We start from the raw sequence: 16,783 nt of genomic DNA, 5'->3' as shown, positions 1-16,783 counted from the left end.
ACCGGAGGCGTCCTTCCAGTTGAGGAGCTGGTTGGCCATCATCATGATCCGCGTGTTGAGGATGCCCGACCAGGAGTCGCGGTTCTTGCGGTCGATGTCAATTCCGTCACCTGCCACGATCATCAGCAGCTTCTCAGTGACGGCGTGAATGTCGGTGGACTTCGAGTTGCGAGCGTCACCGACGACGGCGAGCGGCTTCCCGATGAGCGGCGCCAAGCCGAACTGTGTGGTGAACGAGTTGAGCGTCGGGCCGGCCACGTTCTGACGGCCCAGCAGGCTGGACAGGACCGTCGCGATGGTGCCCTTGCCACTGCGGCGAGGGCCGATGATGAACATCATCTTCTCGTGCCGGCCGTCGCCGTTGAGCACGCAGCCGAACCACTCCTGGAGCAGGTCCTTCGAACCCTGGTCGCCCGGCCAGAGGGACTCCAGGAACGAGTCCCAGCGCGGGCAAGTGGCGGTCGGGTCGTACTCGAACGGCAGTGAGTAGGTCACGAGGTAACGCGAGTCGTGCTCGTGCCGCTGACCGCTGGCCAGGTTGAGCATGGTGTTGCGGAGGGACGTCAACTTCTCCTGAACGGGCGCCTCCGGGTCGGCGTAGGCGGGCAGCCAGGACTGCGCGGGAAACACCAGCCGTGACCCGGGATCCACCGACTCATCCACGGCGCTGATCGACTCCAGGGCTCGCACGACGTCCTGCACCCTGGTGCGCGTGGGGTTCCACGGCTTGGCGACCTGCTCCTCGTCCTCCACCTGGTTGCCCTGGGCGTCTCGACGACGGCGGGTGACGGTAGCCATGTACTGGGCGTCACCCAGCACTCGCCAGAGGGAGTCCTCCACGCTCTTCCGGCTGACGGCCTGGTAATGAGTACCGACGTGGTCCCACCACTCGCCTCGCCAGAAGATGGAATGAGACACGCTCTGACTACCGTGGTAGTGAACCAGGTCCCAGCGAAGCTTCAGTTCCCTGGCCACCTGCATCGGCAGCGTCGGGGCCGAGAAGAACCCGACCGCGTTCCGGGCCATCGCCTCATGAGCGGCAACCGGCAGCTGCTCCATGAGGATCCGAGCGGCCTCACTGACCTCCTCGCTGATGAGCGGGTCATCGGTCTCAGCCGCTTCATCCAGCAGCTCCGCGGCGATCGCTGTCTGCGCCTCCGTGGAGAGCTCCGCCTGTACCGAGTTGCCTCGGTCGTCGAACGGAAGCTCTGCGGGCTCAGGCTGACGCTGAATGACGGTCCAACTCATCGCGATGCGCGTCATCTCGGCACGCTCCTGGTCGGTCAGCTCCAAGTCGTCGTGCACCGCGTGGAAGTCCTCCGGCTCCCCGCCGGTGGCATCCATCGCCTCAACGGAAATCGTCATCGGGTCACCTCTCGGGTCTCAGTTCCCGAGGAGATGCGATACGTGTTAGAATGACTACTGAGAGTCACGGTAGGTTCCTTTCGACTGAGTTCCGGTTTCCGCTCGCTGGGTGTGGTGATCGGCTACATGAGCGCCTCCCTTCGGGGGGTCGGTCGTCCTCTCGCTGCGAGCGATGACGGCTGTGAGCGCGACTGCCATACGGGTTGGTGAGGCCCGAGGCGGCGGTGAATGCGTGGAGATGAGAGCCGGGCGGAGTGATGACCGCCCAAAAAGAACGAGCCAGGAGCAGCCGGTTGGTAGCCGGTCGCATTCCTGGCTCGCGTCGTTCCTGGGGTACTACTGTCGCGCCGTGGTGAGGGGCGCGGGGTCTGCGGATGGATCAGGCGGCGGTCGCGGTCGTCAACTGCTTGACCGCGTCCTCGATCACCTGGCGCATGAAGGCAGCGCGGGTGAGGCGCCGTTCGGCGGCGAGACGACGAATCGTCAGGTCCATGTTGGGGGTCATCGGCACGCCCGCGATGACGGTCTTTCGATCTTCTGCAGCGATAGTGGGCATTTCCTACCTCCTGAGATCATTTTACTAACTTGTCATGACCTCGTACACTTCAAGTGGTGATCACTGCTTATCAACGTCGGTACGGGTTCACGCGGATCATCACCGCCCGTGGTGCCACGCGGTGGTACTCCAGTTCCGCCACGAGAGCCGTGCTTGGCCGGCCATCCCAGGACAGGTCGGCGTCCATCTCGATCAGCACCCGCTGCTTGCACGACCCCTCGCAGGCCAGGCAGTCACCACGACGCAGCTTTTTCGTCGTCGGCGAGAACTTGGGAGGCCGCCGCACCTCCGCGAGCCGCTTGAGGGCCGCCTTCTCGTCCCGCGTCAGGCCGAAGACGACCGCGACGCGGTTCGTGCGGCACCACCAGGTCCCGTTCAGCGCCTTGTAGCCCGCGAGGGAACGGCCATTGACCATGACGCGCCCCTTCGCCTTGAACTCGGTCGAGAGCCAGTCCCGACAGCTTGAGAGGGACCCGAGGCCAGCCTTTGAGCAGTACCGGGCGACGGCGTCCAGGCTGACGTGCGCTCCGGGGGTCACTGGCCGGCCTCCACGAGCCCGAGAACCTCGCCCAACTGATCCAGCAGCGCTCGGAGGGCACCGACGGACAGCTCGGCGTCATCAAGGTCGCGCAACGCGGTCACCTCGTCGTCAAAATGGGTAAAATCAGACATGATTGACGTCATCTCCCTGTCGATCAGCTGAGGACGGTGATTGCAGCACCGTCCGAAACGGCGGAAGCCGCCCCGTTGGGGGCGGCTTCCGTTGTCTCTTCCTGAACCTCGTGGGGCGCGATGGGCGATGGCGGCGGCCCGCCGTGGAGCATCGCTCGCTCTCTCAGCCACGCGACCGGCACCCGGAGCTGCTGGCCGACGCGCACGGCGGGGATCTCGCCCAGGTCGATCGCGCGATAGACCGTTCGCCGGTCGACGTGGAGGATCTCGGCGGCCTCGGTGACCGTGGCGAACCAGCGGCCGTGAAGGCGCTCGGCGGCGTTCACTCGTCGGCTTCCTTCTCAGCACCCTCATTGTCGAGGGGGACGATCTCCACCGCGCCGTGGTCAATCGTGAAGCCGTCACCGCAGGGGCACGGCACGAAGGTCACACGGACCTCTCGCACCTTGTGTCGGTTGACGTGAGCCCGTCCGTCACGGTGCGACGACTCCTTGACCAGGGATGCATGGAGCTGCGCCAGGTTTCCACTGACGTTCAGCGCAAAGTGAGGCCGGGGCCGATCACGTCCGCCCGCGGAGTACTCGACGATCGAGACCTTGCCTGTCTCGCTGTCCCCACTGGGAATCTCAGTCATGTCCGCTCCCTCTCGATCACGCGGAGGGAAGCCACTGGAACCACGGAAGCCACCACGGCATGGAGCGGTCCAGAAGCTTCCTGTTCCGCTCCTCGGCCGGGTGGCCTCGGTTCGTCCGTGACTGTAGTGACGAAAAGGCCGTCGGCGCAAATCAGTTGATACGGTCATATCGCCGACCCTCGCCCGGCGCCCTCCTGCTCGTCTCGGAGCTGCGCCAACGCCTCGTAGTACCTGACCGCCGCGTCACGGTCGCGAGGCAGGTGACGCTCCTTCTCGCATCGATAGAGCGTCACCCGCGAGATGCCGCCGACTCGCTCAGCGAGCTTTGCCGGACTGAGGCCGGCCTTCTCGCGGATCTCCCTCGCGGTGCCGTTTTCCAACCACGTCAGCAGTCGCCCGCGCCGCGTGTTCGTTGTCGTGTCCATGATCCTATTGTAACTATGAGTGAGCAACTCGTCCAGCCTCTGACCAGGGAATTGTGACTCTCCGTGTTCACTTACTGCGCATGTTGAGGTAAAATTAGGGCCAGGGCGCTACGCAGCGTAGCTGGCCCTAGTTGGGAAGACCCGGGAAACGAGAGTTCCCGTAAACAACGGAACGGAGAGTGTCATGAGCACACCAAGGAAGCCGCGCCGCAGCCCAGGAGAGGGCGGCGTGTACGAGTACCGCCTCCGCAACGGTGAGAAGCGGTACTACTGGAAGGCGACGATCCAGGTCGGGAACGAGCGCAAGCCCGTCGTCCGGCGGGGCTTCAAGACCCGTACCGAGGCCGCGAAGGACATGCGCGAGGCCCTCAAGAAGAGCGACGACGGCATGTACGCCGACCCCGGCAGGGTCACCGTCGGCGAGTGGCTGGACACGTGGCTGGCCGGCCTCCGCACCTCCCCCGGCACGCGTCAGTCGTACGGCCAGATGATCCGCGTCACGCTCAAGCCGCGAATCGGTGACGTGAAGCTGGCCAAGCTCTCGTCCACGCGCATCAACGCCCTCTACCGCGAACTGGAGGAGAGCGGGAGCACCCGAGGGACCCCGCTCGCGCCGCGCTCGGTGCGCCTGGCCGCCGCGGTGCTGAGCATGTCGCTCAGGGCCGCCGTGGAGGCCGAGCCGCCGCTTCTCAGCAAGAACCCCGCCGCCAGGGCCACGCCGCCGCGCCTCGACGACCAGGAGGCCTCCACACCCCAGGCGTGGTCATCGCAGCAGCTCGACGCCTTCCTTACCTGGGCGGCGGAGCACGACCCGGAGCACGTGGCCTTCTGGTACGTCGCCGCCACGACCGGCATGCGGCGTGGGGAGCTCCTCGCGCTCGACTGGCGGGACGTCAAGGGGGACGTGATCAGCGTCTACCGCAACGCTCGCCCGGGTCCAGGGGGCAAGCCGGTGCTCGGGCCGACGAAGACCCGCAAGTCCCGCACCGTCGACCTGGACGACGAGACCGTGGCCGTTCTCAAGGCGTGGCGGGCCAGGCGCGGCGGGCTGCACCTCAGGCTCGCCCAGGACGGCTCGCCCGTCTTCGGGAACGAGAACGGGCACCGGCTCACCCCCAAGACCGTCAGCGCCGCGTTCGACCGCGCCGTGGCCCGGTGCCGCAAGGCCCTCGGGGAGGACGCGCTCCCGCGCCTCACGCTTCACGGTCTCCGGCACACGATGGTCACCATCTGGCTGACGGCGGGCGTGCCGGTCAAGGTCGTCGCGGAGCGCGCGGGCCGCACCGTGGCGATGATGCTCACCACGTACGCGCACGTCATCCCGGGCTCCCAGGCAGCCGCCGCGAAGCAGGTTGCGGCCCTTCGCCGGCCGGCCGCACCGACGGGCGACGATGCCGCTGCCGACAGGCCCAATCTCAGGGTCCTCAAGGGTAAAAACCCTGGTCAGAGTGCATGATCAGTATCACTGAGGTATCACGGGCCTGGAAAACGCCAGGTCGCAGCCCTAGGACCAGGGTCGACGGCATAAGACCAGCTTATGCCCTGATGGCGTGGTGGGCCGCGCTGGTCGTGTACGACTGGCTCGCGCTCGGGTCGTACGCCGGGCTCGTGGTCGCCTGGGCGACGGCCGCCGTGCCCACCGCGCGCGGTCTGGTCAGCGGCGGGCTGCTCGCAGCGCCTCGCCCAGCGCCTGCGGGGCCTCGGCCAACGACGGCCCGTACCACGTCAGATGCCGTCCGCTGACCAGGGCGCAGGGCACCCCGGGGAAGGCCTCGGGCCCGTCGTCGGCGGTGAAGCGGTAGGGCTCGTCGGGGAGGACGACGAGGTCGGGGGCGGCGGCCCGCAGCTCGTCGAGCGGGACGCGCGGGTAGCGGTCCGGGTGGTCCGTGTAGAGATGGTCGACGCCGAGGCGGGCGAGGACGTCACCGGCGAAGGTGTCCCGGCCCAGCACCATCCAGGGACGGCGCCAGATCGGTACGACGGCCGTCGTACGGGCGTCCGGGACCGGCAGGGAGGACCACGCCTCCTCCGCCTCCTCCAGCCATCGCGGCCGGGATCCGGCGCCGCACGCCTCGAGCACCCTCGCCAGTTCCCGGAAGGCCTGCGGTACGTCCCGCACCTCGGTGACCAGGACCTCGACGCCCGCCTCGCGCAGGGCGGTCAGGTCGGGCCCGCGGTTCTCCTCCTCGTTGGCGATCACCAGGTCGGGCGCGAGCGCGAGGACGGTGTCCAGCTTGGGGTTCTTGGTGCCGCCGATACGGGGGACGTCGAGGTGCGCGGGGTGGCTGCACCAGTCCGTGACGCCGACCAGGGCGCCGGGGACGGACACCGCCACCGCCTCGGTCAGCGAGGGCACGAGCGAGACGACACGGGGTGTCACCGGCGCGACCGGTCCCGGACCGCCTCGATGTGCTCGGCCACCGCGACGACGATCACGCGCGTGTCCGACACGGTCGCCCGCCAGCGGTGCCGCACACCGCCCGTCAGGTACAGGGTGTCGCCGCGGCCGAGCCGGTAGGCCCGGCCCTCCGCCTCGATCTCCACGGCGCCGTCGGCGACATACATCAACTGGTCGTTGCGGTACTGGAATTCACGGCCGGCGTCGTGGTCGCCGACGAACTCCGAGGCGTGCATCTGATGGTGACCGCGCACCAGCGAGCGCACCGCGGGTTCGAGCAGCGGCTCGACGGCCTCTGCACGGACGACGTCGACGCTGCACGCCGGGTCGGCCGCGGCGAGGAGCTCCACGGCCGTCGTGCGCAGGGCGTCGGCGACCTTCTCCAGGGACGCCCGGCTGGGCCGCGCCCTGTCGTTCTCCACCTGGCTCAGGAAGGGCACGGACAGGCCGCTGCGCTCGGCCACGACGGCGAGGGTGAGCTCGAGCGTGCGACGGCGGCGCCGCACGGCCGCGCCCACGCGCAGGGGCTGCTCTTTGTGGTCGCCCATCGCTCCGGCTCCCTCCTTCGCTCGTCGCCCGGTGTGCCGTACTCCTGATGAGTTCTCTGCACCTTACGCAGGTTCGGCAAACCGTTTCATGCGCCCGTCACACACTGGTAAACAACGCATGCGGTCAATCCGCCAACTCTCGCCAGTAGACCAGTTCCCCGCCTTCACCGGGCGGGGATTCCTTCTTCGGGACGAAGACGCTGGCCGGCGGGGGCGCAGGCCGTCCGGGCCGGGCGCCGGAGCGAGACGGGCTCCGGCAGCTCGCGGGGAGCGCGCGCCGCGCACGGCGGGCGCTCCCGGCGGCGAGGGCGCGGGCGCATGACCGCCGCCACCGGCCCTCGCCCGGCACGGAAGTCGCTTCTCTCCTTCCAATGCGCGGTGAGCCCCGGGTGTTCCCGTTCGCGGCCTGGTTTTCACACCGCGATCAGGGCTGTGATCAGGCCTTGCGGGTGGTGGCCCGAAGTCCCTTGACAGCACGCGGAGTTGGCGGTTCAGCAGGCCATAGGGTCGTTGTGACAGCGCCGTCGCGCGCCGTGACGAGGTCAGCGGGGTACGGCGGCGGGGCCGGGGACGCCGGCGTTTCCGGCCGACGCGGCGTCCGGGCTTGGGCGAGGGCGTAGCGCTATGTGGTTGGCCGGATCCTTTCCGTACCCGGAGGCGAACCGGTTCGCGGGCGATGCGTAGGATCACCGCCGCGTACTTCACACGGATCACGGGGGACCTGTGGAACGACCGGACGACACCATCCCGTCAGCGCTGCGCTTCGCGGCCGAGCTGGTGGCCTGGGTGGCGACGCCCTGGGCGCTGTGGCCGTACTCCTGGGCGCTGTCGGTGCTCTCGCTGGTGGTGCTGATCGGTCTGCCGGCCGTCTTCTCCACCCCGGGTGACAAGCAGAAGGTGATCGTCGCGGTGCCGGGGTGGGTCACGATCCTGTTCGTGCTGCTGGAGCTGGGTGCCGCGGTGGCGTCGGCGTGGTGGGTCTGGCCGGTGTGGGCGGCCGTCCCCGTGACACTCCTCGCCACGGTCGCACTCGTCACCGAGCGGCCCCGCTGGCGATGGCTGCTCGTCGGCGGGTGACTGTCGGTCCCGTGCGGCATGATGCGAGCGTGACCGGACGACTGATGCTTCTCGACACCGCCTCGCTCTACTTCCGCGCCTACTTCGGCGTCCCGGAGTCCGTGAAGGCTCCGGACGGCACGCCGGTGAACGCCGTGCGCGGCCTGCTGGAGTTCATCGACCGCCTGGTCAAGGACCACCGTCCCGACCATCTGGTGGCCTGCATGGACGCCGACTGGCGCCCGCAGTGGCGGGTCGACCTGATCCCCTCCTACAAGGCGCACCGCGTGGCCGAGGAGCACGAGGCGGGCCCGGACGAGGAGGAGGTACCGGACACGCTGTCGCCGCAGGTGCCGGTCATCGAGGCGGTCCTGGACGCGCTCGGCATCGCGCGCGTGGGAGTGGAGCCGTACGAGGCGGACGACGTGATCGGCACGTTCACGGCGCGGGCGAAGGGCCCGGTCGACATCGTCACCGGCGACCGCGACCTGTACCAGCTCGTGTCCGACGCGCGCGGAGTGCGGGTGCTGTACCCGCTCAAGGGCGTGGGCACGCTGCAGCTGACGGACGAGGCGTGGCTGCGCGAGAAGTACGGGGTGGACGGGCCGGGGTACGCGGATCTGGCGCTGCTGCGCGGCGACCCGAGCGACGGCCTGCCGGGCGTGCCCGGGATCGGTGAGAAGACGGCCGCGAAGCTGCTCGCCGAGTTCGGGGACCTGGCCGGGATCATGGCCGCGGTCGACGATCCGAGGGCGAAGCTCACGCCGTCGCAGCGCAAGCGGCTCGACGAGGCACGGCCCTACGTCGCCGTCGCGCCGAAGGTGGTCAAGGTCGCCGACGACGTTCCGCTGCCGGACGTCGACACGGCCCTGCCGCACGCTCCGCGCGACGCGGCGGCTCTGCGGGAGCTGGCGGCCCGCTGGGGGCTGGGCGGCTCGTTGCAGCGGCTGCTGACGACCCTGGGCTCGTGAGCGACCTTCTGGTTTTGGTAATGCTCGCCCACTTCGCGGTGTTGCCCAGGGGAGAGGTGCTAACTTAGGTAAGCCTAAGCAGGAAGCATGGGAGGCCGTCATGGCAGAACGTCCGGCCCGCAGGCCGCGCAAGCCGCACTCCGCGCAGGTCGTCCGTACTGAACGGCTGACCCCGCACATGCAGCGCGTGGTCCTCGGCGGCGAGTCTCTCGCCGGTTTCGCGGCGGACACCTGCACCGACCACTATGTGAAGCTGCTGTTCCCGCCGGCCGAGGGCATCACTTATCCCGAGCCCTTCGACATGGAGCGCATCCGCGAGGAACTGCCGCGCGAGCAGTGGCCGGTGACCCGGACGTACACCGTGCGCGCCTTCGACCCCGAGTCCCTCGAGCTGACCCTGGACTTCGTCATCCACGGCGACGAGGGCCTGGCCGGCCCCTGGGCGATGCGGGTCCAGCCGGGTGAGACCGTGCGCTTCATGGGTCCGGGGGGCGCCTACGCTCCCGATGTGAACGCCGACTGGCATCTGCTGGTGGGGGACGAGAGCGCCCTGCCGGCGATCGCCCGCGCCCTGGAGTCGCTGCCGGGCGGTGTCACCGCCCACGCCTTCGTCGAGGTCTCCGGTCCCGAGGAGGAGCAGAAAATCGACTCCGACGTGGACGTCGTCTGGCTGCACCGCGGTGACCGGCCGGTCGGCGGGCTGCTGTGCGAGACCGTACGGGGGCTGGAGTTCCCCGAGGGCCGGCCGCACGCGTTCGTGCACGGCGAGGCGCACTTCGTGAAGGAGTTGCGCCAACTGCTGCGCGTCGAGCTGCAGATCCCGCGCGAGGACCTGTCGATCTCCGGTTACTGGCGCCTCGGCCACAACGAGGACGGCTGGCAGGCATCCAAGCGGGAGTGGAACGCGCGCATCGAGGCGGAGCAGGAGGGCGCGGAGCCGGCGGCGTGAGACGTCCGAAGGGGGCGGCGCCCGTGCCGGGTGCCGCCCCCTTCGTCGTGCTCACACCTTGGCCGTGCTCACACCTTGGCCCTGCTAACACTTTCGCCGTGCTCACACCGATCGCTGGTAGGACCGGAACGTCCGGATCGACAGCCACACGGTCACCACGGCGAGCGCCAGCAGTCCCCCGCCGCGACTGAGCACGTCACCCCGGTCGGGGTGCTCCGACAGGGCGGAACGGCCCGCGACCATGGCGCAGTTGAGCGGGTTGAAGTCGGCGATGTGCCGCATCCAGGCGGGCATCTGCGAGGGCGCCATGAAGGCGCTCGACAGGAACGTCAGCGGCAGCAGCAGGAAGGTGTTGATGCCGATGATCGACTCCCGCTCCCGCACCAGCATGCCGAGCGCGTTGGACAGCGCCCCGAAGATCGTGCCGAGCAGCACGGAGGCGAGGACCAGGACCGCCACACCGCCCACGCCGCCGGGGTAGTCGGCCCCGCCGGCCAGGGCGAGCAGCACGATGACGACCGACTGGAACGCGGTGACCAGGCCGTTGTTGACGACGACGACCTTCTTGAAGAGGCTGCCGAACAGGAACAGCCAGATCACCGGCTGGATCAGCGTGATGATCGCGTGGGCGGGCTGCCAGCTGAGCACCATGAGCTGCCCGAACACATCGCGACCGTCGACGGCCGTCAATACACACGATGTATCGCGTTCGGTAGTGCATAGCAAGAGCGTGAGGAGTTGGGCCCGGCCCGGACACGGCGGCGTGACGCGGGCGAAACAGGCCGTCCCTAATTTCTGTCGCCTGACAGGAATCAGCTCGCAGGAACCGCGCCGAAGGCAGGTGCCGCCGTGCCGTCAACCGACCATTCCCTCGCCGAGTTCGGCTATCGCCAGGAACTGCACCGCAGCCTGGGCCGGTACGCCTCCTTCGCGGCCGGGTTCTCCTTCATCTCCGTCCTGACGACGGTCTTCCAGTTCTTCGCCTTCGGGTACGCCTTCGGCGGCCCGGTCTTCTTCTGGGCCTGGCCGGCGGTACTGGTCGGCCAGCTCCTGGTGGCCGCGTGCTTCGCCGAACTCGCGGCCCGCTACCCCATCTCGGGCGCTGTCTACCAGTGGTCCTCGCGCCTGTCGAACGTCACCTTCGGCTGGTTCGCCGGCTGGATCATGGTGATCGGGCAGATCGTGGTGGTCGCGGCGGCGGCCCTGGCCCTGCAGATGGTGCTCCCGGCGATCTGGTCCGGCTTCCAACTCGTCGGCAGCGACCCGGCGGTGACCTCGACGGACGGCGCGGCGAACGCGGCGGTGCTGGGCGTGCTCCTGCTCGCGCTGACCACGGTGGTGAACATCGTGGACAACCGCGTGATGTCCATGATCAACCGCGTCGGCGTGACCGCCGAGATCATCGGCGCGGTCCTGATCGTCGTCCTGCTGCTCACCCACTCCAAGCGCTCCCCCGGCATCACCTTCCACACCGAGGGCGCGGCGAGCTCCGGACTGCTGGGCGCGCTGCTGGTCGGCTCGTTCACGGCGGCGTACGTGATGATCGGCTTCGACAGCGCGGGCGAGATGAGCGAGGAGACGCACAACCCCCGCCGTACCGCTCCCCGTACGATCCTCACCGCGCTCGGCGCCGCCGGCCTGCTGGGCGGTCTGGTCATCCTCGGCGGACTGCTCGCCGCGCCCAGCCTGACCGACGGGCACCTGGGCGTCGACGGACTCAGCTACGTCCTGACCAGCCGCCTCGGCGACGGTGTCGGCAAGGTGCTGCTCGCCGACGTGGTCGTGGCCATCGCGGTGGCGACCCTGGCGATCCAGACGGCGGCCTGCCGCATGCTCTTCTCCATGGCCCGCGACGGACAGCTCCCCTTCTCCCGCCGCCTGGCGCACGTCAACCCGCGCACCGGGATGCCCAGCGCCCCCGCGGTGGTCGTCGGCGTCCTCGCGGCGGCCCTGCTGCTGCTCAACTTCGCCTCCCCGGACGCCTTCCTGGCCATCGGCACGACCTGCATCGTGATGCTGTACCTGGCGTACGCGATGGTCACCGGCCCGCTCCTGGTCCGCCGTCTGCGCGGCGAGTTCAGCTCGCGCGGCACCGACGAGACGGGCGGAAGGCTCTTCTCACTCGGCCGCTGGGGCATCCCGGTCAACGCCCTCGCCCTGCTCTACGGCCTCGCCATGACCGTCAACCTGGCCTGGCCCCGGGCGGCGGTGTACGACCCGGCGGGCGGCCACTGGTACTTCCAGTGGTTCACGGTCCTGTTCCTCGCCGCCACGCTGCTGGCGGGCGCCGGGTACCGGGCGTACCGCAGGACGTCGGAGGCGGGAAGTCCCGTACCGGAGCCGGCGGTTCAGGAAGCGGCGGTCTAACGGGCCACCCAGGCCTATCGGACCACCGAGGCGGTGCCACCCACCGGGATCCGCCGGTCGATCAGTCGCTGTTCTCGCGCAGGCGGGCGTGCAGGTGCATGTCGTGCCAGCCGTCCTGGTGGTAGGCGGCACGGCGCCTGGTGCCCTCCAGGGTGAAGCCGGTCTTGGCGGCGACGCGGCAGGAGGCCCGGTTGGCGGTGGCGTGCAGGAGTTCGAGGCGGTGGAAGCCGATCTCGTCGAAGGCCCAGCGGGTCAGGGTGTTGGTCGCGCGGCCGGCGACGCCCTGACCGCGGGCCGCCGCGGTGGTCCAATACGCGACCTTGGCCAGTGCCTCGACCAGCCGGATCTCCCGCAGCGCGACCCGCCCCCTCAGCCGGTCGGTCTCCGCGTCGACCACGGCCCACTGGGCGTTGCGCTCACCCTCCCATTCCTTCTGCCACTCCCGGATCCACCCGGCGGCCTCCTCCTCGGAGTCACTGCGCCGGATGTGCCACTGATGCATGAGCGGATCCTGGAACGCCTCGTGCACGGCCCCCGCGTCCTCCCCCCGCCAGGGCCGCAGCACCAGCCCGTAACCGGTGGACAGCACAGGCTGCGGCCCCCGAGCGAGGGCCCCCTCGGGCAACACGACATCGGCGGTGAACGGCATGTACGGCATCCTGCCAAGCGGGGGGTGCGGGGGCCCAGCGGTTTTTCTACGGAGACACCGGTGTGAGGTTCGCGGGATGGAGCTGGCCGGTCACACCCGAGCCCAGGGCGCTGGCCGTGTACGCGGTATAGCGGCCGTTTATTCGGCTCCAGTCATAACTGCCGCGTATCCATGTGATCATGGCGTTCGTATAGCGCCGGACATTGTCGGTCTCATCGCTCGTGAGCCCGAGACGGGAGCAGAACAGGGGAATCCGTTTCGCTTGCGCGAAAAGTCTGGCGACCGCCGACTGGACGAGGGCGACGGCCAATTCGATGGCTTCCGGCCGGGAGCAGTCGCGTTCCCGTACAAGGCAGTGCACCAGATTCGGATCGCCCCGCGCGTCGTCGTTCTCCAGGGACATCACTTCGTTGATGAGTTTGACCGCGTCGACGGCCGCTTGTCGCATGGATTCCAGATGGCTGCCGTGCCAGACGAGCAGTGGGATCTCGAAGTGCCCCACCCTCTCGGCCAGATCCAGCGACGGCACCAGGCCGAGCGTGCGGTGGCCGATCCTCATCCGGGTGGCGTAGTCCTGCGGGACCCAGGTACGTCGGTCGATCTCCTCGGTGAGGTTTCCCGTGAGGTAGTCCACCCAGTTGTGAGCGGCCCGCTGCCGCCATTCCTCGGACATGCCGATCCCGGCCCGGGACCAGATGTCCGCGAAAGCCCTCACGAGGGGTGCGTCGTGCCTGCCCGCCTGCGGCACGGGGTCGCGGAGGAGGGCGATGAGCCGGCGGCACACGTCGACGGCTTCCTCGGCCCTGTGCCCCGCGGGGACGTCGAAGAGGTCGTCGAACAGGAAGAACCAGCCCATGGTGTCGAAGGCCAGATCGAGGTCGTCACCCTCGACGTCCGGATAGCTGTAGGCGGCCAGGTCCGCCACCGCGGAGAACACATAGCGCTGGGCGGCCTTTTCTCCCAGCACCAGTTCCTGGCGGCGCATCCAGTGCAGATTACGTTCCCTTGCGGCCGTCAGACCGGAGTTCAACCGAAAAGATATGGGCAACTCGATGGTGACGTTCTGGGGCATGAATCTCTCCCAGTTCTGCTCAAGGTGCTTTTCTCCGTGGCCAGATCACAACGCTGAATACGCGGCCGACGGGGCGCCTCGCCGTCGGGTGCGGGGACGTCGGACGTCACGTCGACGACCTCGCCAAGTGCTTGGATGGAGCAGTCTCAGCCTGCAGGCGATTTCGCGGCAGACTAACAGATGTATCTACCAAGCGGCGAGGGCGAGTTGGTCACCGTGGAGTACGGGCGCCGGTGCGCGCCCCTGCGGTCGGGCGTCGGATCAGTGGACGCGTCGGCACCAAGCCCCTCCCCCGGGCCGCCCTCGTACGCCGCTGGACCACACCGTGCCGACAGCGCCCGTCCCACAGTCCGTCTCTGGTCCACGTACATCACCCCACGCGCCCGGTCCACACAAGGAGCGGGCCGCTGCAAGTCCGCTTGCACGACGTGGACGAGCCATACAACTGTGCCAGCCCCGTGCCGACGCGGGAAGGCGCACGCGTCTACGTGCCGATGCGTACCCGACCTACGATGTGCGCCCCCGAACAACACCCCACTCACTACGTGCCATCGAGGGAAGCGCACGTCACACACCTCGCACCCCCGGTGCGCCCCACCGGCCGTACGGCGCCACCTCGTACGCTTGATCATGATGAGACGCCGTACCCCGCCCCCGCCCTCTCCCCTGCCGCAGCGCGACGGGGTGGATCCTGTGCGGGTGCGGTTGCCGGCCGAGGGCGCCTGGGCGACCGTACGGGATCATCTCGTGGCGCGACTGGCGGCCGGCGCCGGTGTGATCGACGAGATGCTGGAGGCGGGACGCATCGTCGATGCCGACGGTCGCCCGGTGTCGCGTGAGACGGCGTACCTGCCAGGCATGTACGTGTGGTTCCACCGCGAGCTGCCCGACGAGGAGCGGGTGCCGTTCGCGATCGATGTCCTCTACCGGGACGAGCATGTGGTGGTGGCCGACAAGCCGCACTTCCTGGCCACCACGCCCCGCGGCAGCCATGTCGCCGAGACGGCCCTCGCGCGGCTGCGGCGGGAGCTCGGTGTGCCGACGCTGGGCGCCGCCCACCGCCTGGACCGGCTGACGGCAGGCTTGGTGCTGTTCACCGTACGGCCCGAGGAGCGCGGCGCGTACCAGTCGCTGTTCCGCGACCGGCGGGTGGGCAAGGAGTACGAGGCGGTGGCGGCGTACGACCCCGGGCTGGACCTGCCGCGCACCGTGCGCAGCAGGATCGTCAAGGAGCGCGGGGTGCTGGCCGCTCGTGAGGTCGAGGGGGAGCCCAACGCCGTCAGCCGGATCGAGTTGCTGGAGCACCGCCGCGGACTGGCCCGGTACCGGCTGCTGCCGAGTACCGGCCAGACGCACCAACTGAGGGTCCACATGAGCGCCCTGGGGGTGCCGATCCTCGGCGATCCCCTCTATCCGGTGGTGACCGGCCCCGTGCCGGCCGGTGACTTCCGGCGCCCGCTCCAACTGCTGGCACGGGTACTGGAGTTCACCGATCCGATCACGGGCCGCGAGCACCGGTTCGTCAGCCCGCGGGTGCTGCGGGCCTGGTCGTCGTACGACGAGTGGGCGAAGTGACCTCCGCGGTCCGGTCGGTCACTCGCCGCGCCACCAGCGCAGGAAACGCTGGAACATGCCCGGCCGACGGGCCGGTTCGGGCGTGGGGACCGGCGTGGATGTGGGCGGCACGGCCGGGACGGGAGGCTCCGGGACGGTCGCCCGGGGCAGCGATGTGCCCACCTGCCAGTCGCCGGGGCGCTGTTGCGACGCCAGCGGATGTGCGGGTCGCGCCATGACGTCCTGCTGGGGCTTGGGCGCGAACTTCACCGGGAGTTCCACCAGATGCCGGTTGGAGATGGTCTCCCGCCATCGCAACTCGTCTTCCTCGCAGGCGAGTTGGACATCGGGCAGACGCGTCAGCAGCGCGTCGACGCCGACGTCGGCGATGGCGCGGCCGATGTCCTGACCCGGGCACTCGTGGGATCCGCCGCCGAAGGCGAGGTGGGAGCGGTTGCCCTGCATGTTCGCCGTGAGGTCGGGCCGGACCCGCGGGTCGACGTTGCCCGGCGCGATGCCGAGGATGAGCGCGTCACCCTTGCGGATGCGCTGCCCACCCAACTCGGTGTCCTGTTTGGCGACGTAGGGCATGACGGTGCTGAACGGCGGCTCGTCCCACAGGGACTGCTCGACCGCCTGCGGCACCGTCATCTGGCCGCCGCTGAGCCGGGCGCGGAATCCGGGGTCGGTGAGCACCACGCGCAGTACGTTGGCGAGCAGGTTGGCGGTGGCCTCGTACGACGCGACCAGGATGATGCGCAGGTGCTGGCCGACCTCGTCGTCGGTGAGTCCCGCCGGGTGGTTGATCAGATGGCTGGTGAAGTCGTCCTGGGGATCGGCCCGGCGGCGGGCGGTGAGCCGCATCAGGACGTCCATGAGGTACGCGTTGCTGGCGATCGCGGTCTCGGTGCCCTTGGGCATGTCACGCGCCGCCTGCACGATGCGGTCGTTGTACTCCTCGGGCATGCCGAGGATCTCGCACATCACCATCATCGGCAGATGCTCGGCGAACTGGCTGACCAGGTCGGCCCTGCCCGTCTCGCAGAACTCGTTGACGAGGTGCTGGGTCGCGCGGTTGATGTGGCGGCGGATACCGCGGTGGTCGATCGTCGACATGGCGCCCGTCACGGCACCCCGCAGCCGCTGGTGCTCCTCGCCCTCGGCGTGGACGCAGATGGGCTGCCAGGCGAAGTGCGGCATGAGCGGATGGTCGGGCTTGACCGTGCCGTCCTGCAGGGCGGTCCACAGCCGGGTGTCACGACAGAACTGCGACGGCGAGCGCACCATGTGCATGTTCTCGCTGTGGCCCAGGACGACCCAGATCGGAACGTCCTCGTGCAGCAGCGTGGGAGCCACCGGCCCGTGTTCGCTGCGCAGCTTCTCGTACAGGGCCCCCAGGTCCTCCGCCTCAGGCCCGTAGAGCCGCCGCAACCCACCCGGCCCGATGCCATGCGCCGGGCAGCCCGGGGGTGGGGCGGTGGTGGGGGTGTCCGTGGTGGGGGGGAAGAGGGGGTCTGGGGTCACGATGCTCGCTCCGAGAGGGAAGTGATCCGGGTACGTCCGAAGG

19 protein-coding genes are annotated in these 16,783 nt (G+C 69.2%); 6 read left to right on the top strand and 13 right to left on the bottom strand.

Going from position 1 to position 16,783, the window contains the following annotated elements:
• The 7 genes from MKW14_RS20720 to MKW14_RS20690 form a co-directional block, all read right to left on the bottom strand.
• The coding region (locus MKW14_RS20720; protein WP_240864365.1) for a DUF5906 domain-containing protein at positions 1–1,365 on the bottom strand (1,365 nt) is incomplete at its 3' end.
• Positions 1,366–1,744: 379 nt separating this feature from the next.
• The gene (locus MKW14_RS20715) at positions 1,745–1,921 is read right to left on the bottom strand and encodes a hypothetical protein (RefSeq protein WP_240864363.1); all 177 of its coding nucleotides are present in this window, start codon (positions 1,919–1,921) and stop codon (positions 1,745–1,747) included.
• A 70-nt stretch (positions 1,922–1,991) separates the two neighbouring features.
• Positions 1,992–2,336, bottom strand: coding sequence for a hypothetical protein (locus MKW14_RS20710; protein ID WP_240864362.1), 345 nt, complete (start codon positions 2,334–2,336; stop codon positions 1,992–1,994).
• Positions 2,337–2,455: 119 nt separating this feature from the next.
• Entirely contained in the window at positions 2,456–2,593 is a 138-nt protein-coding gene (locus MKW14_RS20705) for a hypothetical protein (protein ID WP_240864359.1), read from the bottom strand.
• A gap of 23 nt (positions 2,594–2,616) precedes the next feature.
• On the bottom strand, positions 2,617–2,919 hold the full coding sequence (locus tag MKW14_RS20700) for a helix-turn-helix domain-containing protein (protein ID WP_240864358.1): 303 nt from the start codon (positions 2,917–2,919) through the stop codon (positions 2,617–2,619).
• Positions 2,916–3,227 (bottom strand): hypothetical protein, encoded by a 312-nt coding sequence (locus MKW14_RS20695; RefSeq protein WP_240864356.1) that lies wholly within the window; start codon positions 3,225–3,227, stop codon positions 2,916–2,918. Before MKW14_RS20695 ends, MKW14_RS20700 begins: the two co-directional genes overlap by 4 nt.
• A gap of 164 nt (positions 3,228–3,391) precedes the next feature.
• Positions 3,392–3,652: a helix-turn-helix domain-containing protein gene (locus MKW14_RS20690; protein ID WP_240864355.1), complete on the bottom strand. Its 261-nt coding sequence runs from the start codon at positions 3,650–3,652 to the stop codon at positions 3,392–3,394.
• Between the two features lie 184 nt (positions 3,653–3,836).
• On the opposite strand from MKW14_RS20690, the gene MKW14_RS20685 reads away from it, so the two are divergent.
• Positions 3,837–5,108: a site-specific integrase gene (locus tag MKW14_RS20685; RefSeq protein ID WP_240864354.1), complete on the top strand. Its 1,272-nt coding sequence runs from the start codon at positions 3,837–3,839 to the stop codon at positions 5,106–5,108.
• Between the two features lie 198 nt (positions 5,109–5,306).
• Here MKW14_RS20685 and MKW14_RS20680 read toward each other — a convergent pair whose 3' ends face one another.
• Together MKW14_RS20680 and MKW14_RS20675 are read right to left on the bottom strand one after the other, a co-directional pair.
• Entirely contained in the window at positions 5,307–6,032 is a 726-nt protein-coding gene (locus MKW14_RS20680) for a helical backbone metal receptor (protein ID WP_240864353.1), read from the bottom strand.
• On the bottom strand, positions 6,029–6,598 hold the full coding sequence (locus MKW14_RS20675) for a helix-turn-helix domain-containing protein (protein ID WP_240864352.1): 570 nt from the start codon (positions 6,596–6,598) through the stop codon (positions 6,029–6,031). Before MKW14_RS20675 ends, MKW14_RS20680 begins: the two co-directional genes overlap by 4 nt.
• Before the next feature lie 723 nt (positions 6,599–7,321).
• On the opposite strand from MKW14_RS20675, the gene MKW14_RS20670 reads away from it, so the two are divergent.
• From MKW14_RS20670 to MKW14_RS20660, 3 genes are all read left to right on the top strand, one after another.
• Positions 7,322–7,675 carry a hypothetical protein gene (locus MKW14_RS20670; protein WP_240864351.1) on the top strand — a complete coding sequence of 118 codons (354 nt, stop codon included), beginning with the start codon at positions 7,322–7,324 and terminating at the stop codon, positions 7,673–7,675.
• 44 nt (positions 7,676–7,719) lie between these two features.
• Positions 7,720–8,625, top strand: a complete 906-nt coding sequence (locus tag MKW14_RS20665) for a 5'-3' exonuclease (protein ID WP_240864391.1) — start codon at positions 7,720–7,722, stop codon at positions 8,623–8,625.
• Positions 8,626–8,725: 100 nt separating this feature from the next.
• Positions 8,726–9,574, top strand: a complete 849-nt coding sequence (locus MKW14_RS20660) for a siderophore-interacting protein (protein WP_240864349.1) — start codon at positions 8,726–8,728, stop codon at positions 9,572–9,574.
• A gap of 102 nt (positions 9,575–9,676) precedes the next feature.
• On the opposite strand, the gene MKW14_RS20655 is transcribed toward MKW14_RS20660, so the two are convergent.
• Positions 9,677–10,225 carry an ABC transporter permease gene (locus tag MKW14_RS20655; RefSeq protein WP_240864389.1) on the bottom strand — a complete coding sequence of 183 codons (549 nt, stop codon included), beginning with the start codon at positions 10,223–10,225 and terminating at the stop codon, positions 9,677–9,679.
• A 198-nt stretch (positions 10,226–10,423) separates the two neighbouring features.
• Between MKW14_RS20655 and MKW14_RS20650 the strand changes: the two genes are divergently transcribed.
• On the top strand, positions 10,424–11,941 hold the full coding sequence (locus MKW14_RS20650; protein ID WP_240864347.1) for an amino acid permease: 1,518 nt from the start codon (positions 10,424–10,426) through the stop codon (positions 11,939–11,941).
• Between the two features lie 61 nt (positions 11,942–12,002).
• Here the strand turns inward: MKW14_RS20650 and MKW14_RS20645 are convergent, their stop codons facing one another.
• A complete protein-coding gene (locus MKW14_RS20645) occupies positions 12,003–12,590 on the bottom strand; it encodes a GNAT family N-acetyltransferase (RefSeq protein ID WP_240864345.1) in 588 nt (195 codons plus the stop codon).
• Between the two features lie 46 nt (positions 12,591–12,636).
• On the bottom strand, positions 12,637–13,662 hold the full coding sequence (locus MKW14_RS20640) for a terpene synthase family protein (RefSeq protein WP_240864343.1): 1,026 nt from the start codon (positions 13,660–13,662) through the stop codon (positions 12,637–12,639).
• A 633-nt stretch (positions 13,663–14,295) separates the two neighbouring features.
• On the opposite strand from MKW14_RS20640, the gene MKW14_RS20635 reads away from it, so the two are divergent.
• Positions 14,296–15,237: an RluA family pseudouridine synthase gene (locus tag MKW14_RS20635; RefSeq protein WP_240864341.1), complete on the top strand. Its 942-nt coding sequence runs from the start codon at positions 14,296–14,298 to the stop codon at positions 15,235–15,237.
• Between the two features lie 18 nt (positions 15,238–15,255).
• Here the strand turns inward: MKW14_RS20635 and MKW14_RS20630 are convergent, their stop codons facing one another.
• On the bottom strand, positions 15,256–16,740 hold the full coding sequence (locus MKW14_RS20630) for a cytochrome P450 (protein ID WP_240864340.1): 1,485 nt from the start codon (positions 16,738–16,740) through the stop codon (positions 15,256–15,258).
• Positions 16,741–16,783 lie beyond the last annotated feature (43 nt).

This window comes from Streptomyces gilvus, assembly GCF_022513565.1.
In the GTDB taxonomy this organism is placed as follows: domain Bacteria; phylum Actinomycetota; class Actinomycetes; order Streptomycetales; family Streptomycetaceae; genus Streptomyces; species Streptomyces gilvus.
This window is presented reverse-complemented; position numbering and strand designations above follow the sequence as displayed.